The 12624-nt window shown below is 30.2% G+C and carries 8 protein-coding genes; all 8 read right to left on the reverse strand.

The genetic code is table 11. The features are described 5' to 3' along the window. Window positions 1-153 precede the first annotated feature (153 nt). Window positions 154-2034: an RNA-binding domain-containing protein gene (locus CLRAG_RS17950; protein WP_065079665.1), complete on the reverse strand. Its 1881-nt coding sequence runs from the start codon at window positions 2032-2034 to the stop codon at window positions 154-156. 268 nt (window positions 2035-2302) lie between these two features. After that, on the reverse strand, window positions 2303-3595 hold the full coding sequence (locus tag CLRAG_RS17955) for a restriction endonuclease subunit S (protein WP_065079666.1): 1293 nt from the start codon (window positions 3593-3595) through the stop codon (window positions 2303-2305). After that, window positions 3595-5013 carry a class I SAM-dependent DNA methyltransferase gene (locus CLRAG_RS17960; RefSeq protein WP_065079667.1) on the reverse strand — a complete coding sequence of 473 codons (1419 nt, stop codon included), beginning with the start codon at window positions 5011-5013 and terminating at the stop codon, window positions 3595-3597. The genes CLRAG_RS17955 and CLRAG_RS17960 overlap by 1 nt, the downstream gene beginning before the upstream one ends. A gap of 3 nt (window positions 5014-5016) precedes the next feature. After that, entirely contained in the window at window positions 5017-8280 is a 3264-nt protein-coding gene (gene hsdR / locus CLRAG_RS17965; protein WP_065079668.1) for a type I restriction-modification system endonuclease, read from the reverse strand. A 30-nt stretch (window positions 8281-8310) separates the two neighbouring features. After that, a complete protein-coding gene (locus CLRAG_RS17970; RefSeq protein WP_065079669.1) occupies window positions 8311-9258 on the reverse strand; it encodes a DUF2971 domain-containing protein in 948 nt (315 codons plus the stop codon). A 798-nt stretch (window positions 9259-10056) separates the two neighbouring features. After that, complete coding sequence (locus CLRAG_RS17975; RefSeq protein WP_065079670.1) at window positions 10057-11049, reverse strand: hypothetical protein; 993 nt, start codon at window positions 11047-11049, stop codon at window positions 10057-10059. A 67-nt stretch (window positions 11050-11116) separates the two neighbouring features. Then, the gene (locus CLRAG_RS17980; protein ID WP_065079784.1) at window positions 11117-11572 is read right to left on the reverse strand and encodes a GNAT family N-acetyltransferase; all 456 of its coding nucleotides are present in this window, start codon (window positions 11570-11572) and stop codon (window positions 11117-11119) included. Window positions 11573-11685: 113 nt separating this feature from the next. Then, window positions 11686-12597, reverse strand: a complete 912-nt coding sequence (locus CLRAG_RS17985; RefSeq protein ID WP_065079671.1) for a DnaD domain-containing protein — start codon at window positions 12595-12597, stop codon at window positions 11686-11688. Between the last annotated feature and the right edge of the window lie 27 nt (window positions 12598-12624).

Here is a 12624-nt window from a genome sequence, read left to right on the forward strand (position 1 = left end):
TTGTCGCCGGATTTGGCTTTTCTAACAAGCTCTTCTATGGTAACCACCGCCTTTTTATTTGATTATACAGGTAAAAGGGCAGTGATTGACCATTTTTTGACATAATGGAAAATATTGATTTTTAAAGTCCACCATTAAATAAATTATACTCTCCTAATCTTCTGACTTATCTGTTACATATGCCTGTTTAGGATGATTAATTTGTCCTGGGTATAAAAGTTTTAATTTATTTTGTTTAACTAATTTATTTAAATAATTACTTCTAAGACCTACATCATTTCTATTCAATAATTTTGCCAATTCACTTAATTTCATAGGTTTAACTTCACATAATTCTAATATAATATCCTCCATAAGACTTAAATTTACTCTCTTTTTATTTTCTATTTTTTTTGCTATGTTAACTAATTTTTTTTGTATATCTTCATTATTATTTATGGAGTTATCGCTGTTATTTATGGAGTTAGCCTCCTTATTTATGGAGTTAATCTCCTTATTTATGGAGTTCATTTCACTATTTATGGAGTTCTCATTTAAATAACTGCTGTGATTAAACATATTAGATAATAAATATATTGTGCCTCTTCGCTGCCCTTCCGTTTTTAATAATTTTTTATCTATTAATGAGCTTAATATTTTATTTACCTCAATAGAGTTTTTATTTATTAATATCTGAAGTCTAGTATTAGTTATTTGACCTTCTTCAAGTGCTGCAACAAGAGCTACTACTTCATCTTTAGATAAACTTTTTAAATTTTCTCCTAATGTATTTTTTAAAACTAAAATACTTTGCTCTGGTAATAAAGAAATAGTCCTAAGTATCATTATAGTTCTATCCGGCTGAACCTTTTCTATAATTTCAGGTTTTCTCCAGCTTTGTTCATTCCAAACTTTATATATATTTTCAATGCCAGATCCTGCTCTCTCACCAATACCAATCAAAGAAAACATTTTAAAAATATTTTTATTTCTTGGATCACTAATACCACCTCGAATTGCCTGTTTAACAGAAATTCTAAGTTCACCTGGATTTGAAAATTTAAAGTAGTTTCCATACCTTTCAATCACTATGCCTTGTTTACCGTAGTAATCAGCATGTATTAGTGCATTGGCAAGTGCCTCACGAAATGCCTCATGAACTGATGTATCATCTTTCCTAACAATTCCTTTAAGTCTAAAGGGAATATTAATATCCTCCGTTAATTTATTTATAATTTTAAAATAGAAGTCAAAAATATTTCCGCTCCAAGTTCCATCTTGAGATGTAACCCTATCATTCCATCTCACATTATCTTCACTATTACCTTTTTCTCTATAATCAAGGAAATAATCCGGTACTTCTTTAGTAATCTCCCATTCATTTCCGAACATTAACAATCCAGCAATTGTCAATCCTTCAACATTATTTTCTCTGTCTTTTCCCCAGCCACCTATTCTTAAGAGAAATTCTTTATCATCTAAATTAATCCACGGATGTGTTGGCTTTAATATACTAAACCTCTTTCTGTATCTTTCATATGATTCTTTATTTATATCTTTCAAAGTATAATTTCTTAATATCTTTTCATCTTGTGAAAAATCGGATTGATCTGCTAGCATCCTTTTTACTTCATCTTCTGAACATTTATAATCACCATCATAATTACGCCTATATGTTCCTGTAATTGGATTAGATCCTAAATAAATAGGTCTTTGCCTTCTATGTGCCCTTGGAATAAATATTTTTATTACTTTTTTTCCATCTACTTCTATTACTTCTGCATCGCTGTCTCTTAAAATATTTGAACTTATTTTATTTATATTATTTATTATGCTCCAAAAATCTCTTAATATTTTTCCGACTTCTTGAACACCTCTTACGAAAAAATTATAACCTTTTTGCTCTATTCCAAGTAAAATAATACCACCATTTGTATTAGCAAAGGCTGAATAAGTTTTCCATAAGTCGTTAGGTAAGTTTTTTTCTGATTTTTTACACTCAAGCTCGGCATTTTCATCATCCTGTATTAATTCAAGTAATTCTTTTTCATTCATAACCTAACCTCCACTGGTTATCTATCTTAATCCACATTTTTATAACCTTCTTATGCTGTAATTATATCAATTGTTTTAATTAAAAGTCATTAATAATTATTTACATTATAATATATATTTTTTATATAATAATGACATTTAATCCATATTATTATATTAAGTTTATATTATTCAGTTTCATTTTTCAATTAATATTCCTTTTGATTTTAAAAACTAAAAATCCACTGACTTATAATTAGTCAGTGGCCTTTTAGTTTTTGTTTTTTTATTAAAGCTTTTCTTTTAAAACTTCTTTTAACAATTCAACAGCACTTTCTTCCTCTGGATTATTAGTTCCAAGTTCTCCGCGGAAGGCTCTTGCAAGAATAGCTTTTTTCATTAAATCTATTTTTTCTATAACATCACAAAGTTCTTTGGCACGCTGTTCATTACCTAGAAGATCTTCTAGAATACGAACGATTTCTTGTTGCTCTTCTATTGACGGAATACAAATCTTAATTTCTTTTAATGTTTCTAATCTTACCCCCAAAACTGTAGATCCACTTGATTTAGAGACTATTTCCTGTTCATAAAAAACAAAATAATAATGCAAAAATAAAGCATTTATATAAGTTTTAATAATTTTTAAATCCTGATTAATTGCAATTCTATCCTTTGCAATTACAGTTTTACCTGGTGATATACGTGTAACTAATATTAAGTCGTCTATTTCACATAAATTTGATGAACTATTATTTAACCCTTCTTCAGTAATATAATCTAATGTACTATAAATATAATCACCTTTAATATCTTTTACACTAGCCCATTTTATTTCTCCATTCCAATAATCATATACTGATTTAGATGGCGTTCCTCCGCCAATAAATTTAGCAATTTCTCCTAACTTTTTATTCTCCCAAGCATCTAAACTAACCCCCTTCTCTTCTCTCCACTTAGCCGTCAATTCTCCTGTGAAAGCTTTATGAAGAATGGCAGCCTTCCTATTTTCAAAGGAGTCCAAAGCATTTTGCACCAGCTCCTTTGCTGCATCTAACTTCACAAATAATGATTCAATGACTTCTACAATTCGCTGTTGCTCTGGAAGAGGAGGAAGAGGGAATTCCAATTTATAAATTTTACTTCCTGATATAACTGGCTGAGCGGTGGAACTGTCATTTTTTCTTAGATTTATAGTAGATAAAAGCCAATACAAAAAATTAATATCTATCTTATCTTTTGAGAAAAAAACAATCAATGCATTATCTGTTACCCATGCATTTTCTTTTATAAAGTGTACTGAGCCACAGTAAAAGCCAACTCTTCCAATTACAATAATAGGTGCTTCAACATTAAAATCATTATGATATCCTGTTACTCCATTTCCACCATAAACAGGTATAGTGCCTTCAGATATCATCTTTTTAGATGTAAGTGATTTACCTGAAGATACCTTTATAATATTACCTAATTTTGTCCACACCCAATTTTCCGGCACCTCATAAGGTCTATCTTCTTTCTTAACAATAGCTTCTTCCAAAAGTTCCTCTAGTGACAACTTTTTCTTCTTTGCCCTTGCCATTACCTGTCACCACCTATGATCTTTAGTTCCTTTACAACAGTTTGGATTAAATCCATTGCCTCTTCAAGTTGTGAAGTTATTTCTTCACCACTTTCAATTGGATCTTGTAGGTCTTCATAGTCTAGTACACTTTCATCACGAATTAAACCTAAGTCAAGACTATCATTCTTCTCTTTTATTTCTTCTCTAGTAAACACCGAAAAACGTTCATCTTGCACCTTTGTTCTATCCTTGGCAGTATAAGCCTTTATAAAGTTTTCAAAATGCTCTTTCTTTAGAGGATTTGTCTTTCCAAAGCTAGGCATATTGGTACGCAAATCATATATCCAAACTTTTTTAGTATTGTCTTTATCACTAGTACCTCTAGTAAAGAAAAGCACATTTGTTTTAACTCCTTTAGCATAGAAAATACCAGTAGGTAAACGTAATATTGTATGTAGATTACATTTATCCATTAAATCCGCGCGAATCTTCGCTCCATCACCATGATCAAATAGTACATTATCTGGTAATACCACAGCTGCTCTTGCTTTTCCATCTGCTTTTAAACTTCGATATATGTGCTGCAAGAAGTTTAATTGTTTATTTGAAGTCATGTAAGTTAAATCATCTCTTGTTGCTCTTTCACCACCTCTTTTAGTTCCAAATGGAGGGTTTGAAAGCACAACATTTAAGTCTTTCATCTGCTTTCCTGTATTTGTTAAAGTATCTCCGAGGATTATGTTTCCTTCTATATCATGAAGCATAGCATTCATAAGGGCTAATCTATGTGTTTCGTGAACTAATTCACATCCAGAAAAAGCCTTAGTTCTCTGAAACTCTTGAAGTTCTGTACCTAAATCAAAATAGTTATCTGTTTTCTGTTTCATGTAACGATCTGCAGCAATCATAAATCCAAAAGTTCCTGCTGCAGGGTCATTGCATTTTTCACCTGGTTTTGGATCAATAAGTTCCACCATAACATTAATTAATACTCTTGGAGTAAAGTATTGTCCTGCACCAGATTTTTTCTCAGATGCATTTTTTTCAAGTAATCCTTCATATAAGTTTCCAAGTCCTTCTTCTTTTGCTGAATACCAATCTAATCCATCTATAGTTTTAATTATTTTTTCTAGATTTTTTGGTTCTTCTATATTTGTTGCAGATCCCTGATATATTTTTTGCACTATCCCAGTAGTCTTTTCTCCAAGATAATTTAATAATTTATTATAAAATTTCTTAAGTTCCATTCCTCTATAAACTTTTAAATCATCCCATCTATAACCTTCTGGCAATTTATCCTCTGTACCTGTTTCCTTTGCCATCTTTAAGAAAAGAATATATGTTAATTCTGTTACATATTGATGATAAGTTATTCCATCATCTCTTAGTACGTTACAAAGGTTCCAAAGTTTGCTTACTATTTCCTGTGTATTCATTATCTAGCTAATCTCCTTATTGTAGAACATATATTTTTTTAATTTTTTTATTATCTCTCCTAATTTGCCATTAAACAACTTTTTATTGAGTCTATCAAATCCACCACCTTGAGATTTGAAGCTTCCAGTATTTAATGTTTCTGTATCTATTACTACTTCCTTTAGCATAACTTTTTCTATTCTATTAATCCAGTTTTCTTGAGGTTTTGTCAAATAATATTCTCTCTTTATTCTTTTAATAGCTCTTTTAACTCTCTCCTCATTAGATTCTAAGGGACTGCCTAAAGCTTGCTGCCTTATAAATGCTATGATATCTGCTACAATATCTTCATTTTTCAAGTCCTTCCAGGCAGTATTTAAATATTCCTCATTGAACCCATTGTTATCTAATATGGCTTTGAGCTGCTTTAATGACTTCTTCGTTAAATCTTCTGGTCTTGTGCATACAACTTCTAAAGCCTGAATAGTATTTTTATTTTCTTCAATATACTTTCTAAACTCATCAATATAATCTTCTGGTTTCTTACCTTTACCATATCCCCTTGTATGTGACACTACCCTATCTTCTTTATCTGAAACAATTACTATTTTATCATTTCTATACTTTTCATCTAAATATTCAATTAATGCGTTATTTTCTATTATTTCACCAGCAGCAGTATCTATATCCGATTCTCTAAGACTTTTTATAAACTCTTCAGGTGTCTTATCATTACAAAGGCTTTTAAATATTAATCTTTGATTTCCATCTATAAGCTTCTTTTTCCTTTGAAGTTTTGCTATTACTTTTTCTACTGCTACTTGCTTCTCATCAGTGTTTTCAGTTCTCTCTAAAGTTTCCCTTAATATTTTAAAACTTGTATTCTCATTTGCTGCAACTGGTTTCATATTAGTTACATCCTCAAGAGCTTCGTATAATCGTACGCAATCAAATATTTCAAAATGAGTTTTATTAATGCTATCACATATTCTGGTTGCCCTGCCAAGCATTTGCTCATAAAGTATTCTTGATTTAACCCTTCTTAAAAATACTATTTTATCAATTCTAGGCACATCAATTCCTGTTGACAATAAATCTACTGTAACTACTACCTTTGGATATTCTTCATTTTTAAACTTCTTTATTTCAAGATCTACATTTTTAATTGATCCTGTTATTTTAAGAATAGAATCATCATCTACGCCGCCCATTGTTTCCTTATAAATTTCCTTTAACAATCTAACAATCATATCAGCATGAGCATCGCTTGCAGCAAATATTAATGTTTTTCCTTCATCATTTTCTGGATCAATATACTTTGTAACTTCTTCTAATGCAGCTCTTGTATGTGACTCCACAATTATTTTTCTATTAAATTGATCTATTTCAAAATCAATATCATCTTCTATTTCCGCTCCATTTATAAGTTCACCAGTAAATTTATTATATTTTGCTACCTTGTCACCTTTATTATAATGAATGCCATCCCTTGTAAGCTCAGTTTCTATAATAAGAGGAGGTTCATGATCCACAAGATATCCATCAATAACAGCCTGTCTATAAGTATAATTGTACACTGGTTTTCCAAATATCATTGTTGTGTGAAGTGCTGGTGTTGCAGTAAGTGCAACTTTAAAGGCATCAAAATACTCAATGATTTTCTTATATTTACTTAAAAAATCCCGACTATCTCTCCATTCAGCTTCTTCTTCACTCATCTCTTTATCTAAAGTGTATCCTCTATGAGCCTCATCAATTATAATACAATCATAATCACCTACAGAAGGTACATTTGTTTCATCTTCATTGTATATAATTCTTTTAACCATAGCTTGTACTGTAGCTACATGCACTTCAGTTTCTTTATCGATGATTTTTTCATCTAATCCATTAATATTATAGATTTGATTTAAAGTTTTTAAGTCCTCAATTTTAATTTCTTTAAAGGTATCTAATGCCTGATTTCCTAATGATGTCCTATCAACTAAGAAAAGAATTCTTTTAAATCTATTAGTTTTAAGTAATCTGTATATAAGTCCTAATACTGTACGTGTTTTTCCTGTTCCTGTAGCCATTGTTACTAATGCAGTTTCTTTTCCTTCAATAATTGCTTTTTCCACTGCCTTTATAGCTTCCACCTGATAGTATCTAAGCTCTAAGCCATCCTCATTTTGCAAGAAATCAAAGCCTAATTTATTTAAGTTTTTATTGGCGTCATCTAAATTTTCATTAAGCATATTTTGAAGTTTCTCTGGGGAATACCAGCCTTGAAGAACCTTAGCATTATTTTTAGAATTTCTGCAATCCAAGAAATGCACTCCACTTTTGTCCTTAATCTCTTTAATATACTTTCTTCCATTAGCAGAAAATAAAAAAGGTACTTTATAATTACGCCAATTAGAAATTACATAATCACTATGTTCCTCTTTTACACCTTTTGCATAAACCTTAGCCTCTACTATAGTACCTGCAACATCCTTAGAATACTTTTTAGCTTCTATAAATCCCACTAACTTTTTACCAATAAATAAAGCATAATCTACCGCACCATGACCCTTTTCTTTTGAATATGTAGGCCATTCTGAAATAGCTAAGTTCCTTCCTTTTTCAGGTCTTGTCCCTTTTGAGTATCTAAGAGTTGTAGTATCAGCTTCCCAGCCAGCTCCCCGAAGCTGAGCATCTATTATCCTTCTAGTTTCCGCTTCATTTAACTCAATTTTTCTGCTAGCCTTTTTACCCTGCTCCCTGCGTTTTTCTAACTCTTCTTTGTCTTTTTCTTTTGCTTTTAATACATTAAGTTCTGCTTCTAAGTCTTTATACTTTTTTTCATATTCTTTTGCTATATCACTAATATCTTCACCATACTGATTTTTTTCAGGCATTACAAAAGGTTTAGGTTCAAAGTCCCAATCTCCATAAGTTTGCATAAACCATACAGCTAATTTATAAGTTAATTCTAATTGAACTTTTGCTTTTTCAACATTCTCATACCATTCATGTGCAGCATAATTTCTTTTTATTCTTAACATGTTAAGTATAGTATCAATATCCTCTGGAATTAAATCTTCTTTCTTTAGTAATTTAATTCTATTATTATGATTGTTATTGTAAACTATTGGTGTCTCATCAATGTGTTCTATAGAAAACATATATTTAACAATAATTTCTCCAAACATACCACATTTCATAAATGTAGTATTTGAATCTATGTAAAGATTTCTCTCTGCTAGCCTACCTAAATTTTCAAGTATAGGCCATCTTTTCTTTAAGAATTCGAAATTACTCATAACATGTCCCCCTATTATACAGTAATATAATTATCTAAGCCTATATGAAGCTTGTGATTCATTTATTAATATATCATCTGAATTATACCCAAACTTAGATAATAAGTAACAAATATCATTCTTGTTAACTCTAGAGCTTGGCCCTATTATTACTTCAGATATAATATTTTTTTGAACTAATTTTTCAAATGAAAGATCAGCATAGCCTATAATTTGATCATTTCTTGCATGAAAATCTATTGGTTTTAAAACATAATTATTAAATCTTCTTGTTTTACTAAGTTCTTCTTGAATAGCTAGATGATTATCCTCACTAATTAACGGCACATAAAATATTCTTACTTCATCCTCCTCTTTAAATGCTGGATTCTTCATATAACAGCTTGAAATTTCCAGTTCATCACAAATTACTTCACAAAAAGCATCAAATTCTTCAATAAAATACTTATTAAAATCATCACTTACTCTTACAGCATCATCATGAAATAAGTTCTTCATATATGTTACGGCGCCATTAACAGCAAGTCGAATATCTTCAATTTGTTCATCCTTATCATATAATATATCTTCTATATAAATATCATTCTTGTTACTGTTAACTTTTCTCAATAATTTCGGGTCAAAACCAATTGACACTCCTTTACCATCATCTCCATATGCTCTCCACTGACTTAGTAAGTCACCTTTTCTCGAAAAGCAAGCAATATAACTTGATTCCATAACTCTATCTTTCAACATACTCAATAAATATTCAATATGATTATTAATACCGTCTTCATACCAGTAGTTTTCTCTAAGATCAATTATTATACCTTCATCTTTAAGTGATTTATCCAGCGCTTCTTCAATGATACTTATTATCCATTTTCTTTCCATATAATCATTTGACTTGCTTAGATCTGATAATCTAATACATTTATTCGATATTATTGAAATAAAAGTTTCTAAACTGCAATAATGATATAATTTTCTCGTCAACTCTATATCATCTCTTCCTAATTATACTTTTTCATATCTATCTAATCATTGATTAACTCACCAATTAAGCATTATCATTGGACCTTTATTCCGCTCAAAAATTACTTCTTCAATGCCTGAAAATTAAACTTCACTTAAAGAAACAAACACCATGATTTCTATTCCAAAGTAATTATCTTTATAAATCTATAAATTTTACATTATGTACAAATTTTTTCTAATAGTTATCAATTTTATGGATATACTCTCCATAACTCTTACATATTTTTATTATACTATAAATTTTACAATACATACTAATCATTGAAATAAGTCTTCAAAGCCATATGAAGATATTCTATATTTTCCTGTATTTTTGGTTATGAAGTAGATAAACTTTTCAAGGATTTTATTCATGGATTTTTCGTTGCCTGATCTGGCTGATTTGAGCAGTTCTTCTATAATAAACACCGCCTTTTTTCCTTAATTATGCAGGTAAAAAGGCGGTGTTTATTATTTTTTGACATAATTGAAAATATTAATTTTTAAAGTCTATATTCAATAATGATATCCGGTATTTCTCTCTGTCTTAGATTTAGTTTTTCATCAGGATATCCAGGTGCTACAGCTCCAACCAGTTCTTGCAGCACCTAACATTTTATTAAGAATATTTATTGATATTTCTTTAGATTTATACTTCCGTATACTCCTTCTATTGCAAATTACTTCTATGCTCATTTATTTCACATCATTAAATTGGAATTTGTTTATTTGATTATAATACTTAAACTATAGACTAACAATAGATATTTTTACATATTATTCTAAAATAATTTGTTTTATTTGCTTAGTTAAACTTCTTAGAATTTCATAAAGTTCCGCTTTTGTAGTTAGATAGTCTTTTCCAAAGGCTTTATTTGTTAATCCTTTTAGTATATCATCTGAAATGATCTCAGTCTCTCTTATATACTGACCCAAACCATAATGAGCGAGACAGTTACGAAATTTTCTATCAAATAAACAGTCATCTATATAAAAATCAGTATTCTTTTGAGTATTCACCTCTTTAATGAAATCACAAAGATAATAATACTGTAAATATGCATATTTAAACTTTTGAGGAATCTCATCTATAAAATAATTTTCAATAAACTCTATTGCATAATTAATACTGCAAAGTATAGAGAAAAGCAGAAATCCAAAATCGTCGTTCATCTTAAGCGGTGAGTTTTTATAAAAATGGTAATCTTTACATTTAACAATAATATTATCATTATATCTATATATGGGAAACTCATTACAACCCAAATAAGCTACTAACTTTCCAGCAACTATACTCATATCTCTTATCCATGGTCCCACATCTTCATTGCTTAATAATTTTATAGGAGTATACATTGAACATAAAATTGTGTTGCCACAAAACTCACCATTACACAAATCAGTACCTACATTGTAATATCCAAAAATCTTTTCATATAAGCTACGTATGTTATAAAAGTAATTTTCGCTTTCTGTGAACTTTTTAAAAAGCAAAGTAGCATAATCTTCATAGCTTTTTTCAAAAAGCTTGTGTCTCTGTCTTAATTGCGTATAAAATACTTTCTCAGTTGGATTAAAGCAAGGAGCATTTAATCCAACTTTTTTGCACCACTGCTCTGCACCTTCTGTAAAAAGTCCGATATAAGGTAGGCTCATAAAAATATAATTACTATTAATATTTTGAGCATTTTTTGAAATATCAGTTAATGTATATAAAAACCTTGCGTCTGCTTGTATTAATTCATAAGCAGTTTTCTGTACTTTATTCAAATCATTTCTCCTTTCAGTTCTCCTATAAACAAATTACTATTTATAGGGCTCACCCTTAAATTGGAATTTATCTTTCCATTATAAAATGTGCTACTTTTACATTTCCATCCATATCTGTACCATCTATCGTAAATCCACACTTCTTTGTATAGAAATTTATATTTTGCTCTTTGTCCATAGGTGTTATCAATGTTATTTTATTCCAGCCTTTATAGTAATCCAGCATATATTTAACTGCTTGCGTACCAAGACCTTTACTTTGATATTTGGGAATCACACAAAGACACCCGAGATAATACTCTCCTTTCCCCTTATTTTCAACAGAAATAACTCCAACAGGGTTATCATCATAATGTATAATAAGTTTGGGAAATTTCTCAATAGATGCTTCCATGCTTTCTCTTGTCTTACCATAAGCAGGACATTCTCCGTATTTAATATAATCATCATAGAACGAAGCATTATAAATTTCTATTAACATATCTGCATCTTCTTTTTTTGCTTTAACATATTTTAAACTCATAACAATCCTATCCCCCCACAAATTGCTATTTGTATGGACATTTTTATATACTAAATCAGCCTTTAACACCATAATAGCACCACTTAATACAAAAGTGCACCAAAAAGTATAAATTATCCATCGCCCCATCCAAGCAGCTGCCTCTCAAGCTCCTTAAAATCATACTGCCTGCACTTTCCCCTTTGATCATGTATATTCTTATACTCCTTAACATCATTGGCAGTCTTCAAGCCTTTCTTTCTCCAGCTCTGCAGTATTCTACCCACATAGTTTATATTCCTGGCATTGTACTTTAAAGCCTCCTCAACCGCAAGGATAATCACATCGCAGTCCATAACACCACTCCACATACGCAGTTTATCTCTCTCAGCTTCTCCTGCAGGATGTATGTTCTCTTCAAAAAATGACAGCACAATACTGTAGGTGTCAAAAGGTACCGCTTCATCTGCACTCTTATTACTCCTTACTTCTTGCTTATTATTTATTATTTTTTGCTTATTACTTATTACTTCCTTACTTATAGGCTCCTTACAAGCCCCTTCCAAGGGGCTTGTAAAGGGCTCTTTTAAATCCTTAGCAGCTTCATTTTCAGAATCAGAAGAATTCTCTATCTCTATTCCATCAAAAATACTTTCAATATCCAGTTGTTCATTAAGACACTGTTTATAAAATAGTGAGACAAATTCTTTGTTTTTAACATTTTTAAGTTCTCTATTGACACATTTTACAGCATTTAAATTATTGGGTTTATTGTATTTAATCCAGTTTAAAATCATTATTTCTTTTGTTTCATTTAGGTAAAATATTTTTTTATACTCCTGAAATCTGAGAAGCAGTTTGTCCACTGTTTCTCTATTGTAACCAGTCTGAGTTTCTATAATTCGCTTAGGAAGCTCATAAATACCACACTGGGTAGTGTTCGAGTTAGTCATCAAGTATATGTAAAAGAACTTTTCCTCGGGAGTTAAATCTAAAACAAATCCGTCATTCCAGAAATCAGTATGGAGCTGCCTGTACTTAGCCATTATAATAACCTCCTAAAAATTAATAAT

It is taken from the genome of Clostridium ragsdalei P11, from assembly GCF_001675165.1.
Classification (GTDB): Bacteria; Bacillota; Clostridia; order Clostridiales; family Clostridiaceae; genus Clostridium_B; species Clostridium_B ragsdalei.

Coding starts and splice junctions, on each gene's coding strand:
- CLRAG_RS17950 (WP_065079665.1), bottom strand. CDS start 2,034: ATGAATGAAAAAGAATTACTTGAATTAATACAGGATGATGAAAATGCC.
- CLRAG_RS17955 (WP_065079666.1), bottom strand. CDS start 3,595: ATGGCAAGGGCAAAGAAGAAAAAGTTGTCACTAGAGGAACTTTTGGAA.
- CLRAG_RS17960 (WP_065079667.1), bottom strand. CDS start 5,013: ATGAATACACAGGAAATAGTAAGCAAACTTTGGAACCTTTGTAACGTA.
- hsdR (WP_065079668.1), bottom strand. CDS start 8,280: ATGAGTAATTTCGAATTCTTAAAGAAAAGATGGCCTATACTTGAAAAT.
- CLRAG_RS17980 (WP_065079784.1), bottom strand. CDS start 11,572: ATGAGTTTAAAATATGTTAAAGCAAAAAAAGAAGATGCAGATATGTTA.
- CLRAG_RS17985 (WP_065079671.1), bottom strand. CDS start 12,597: ATGGCTAAGTACAGGCAGCTCCATACTGATTTCTGGAATGACGGATTT.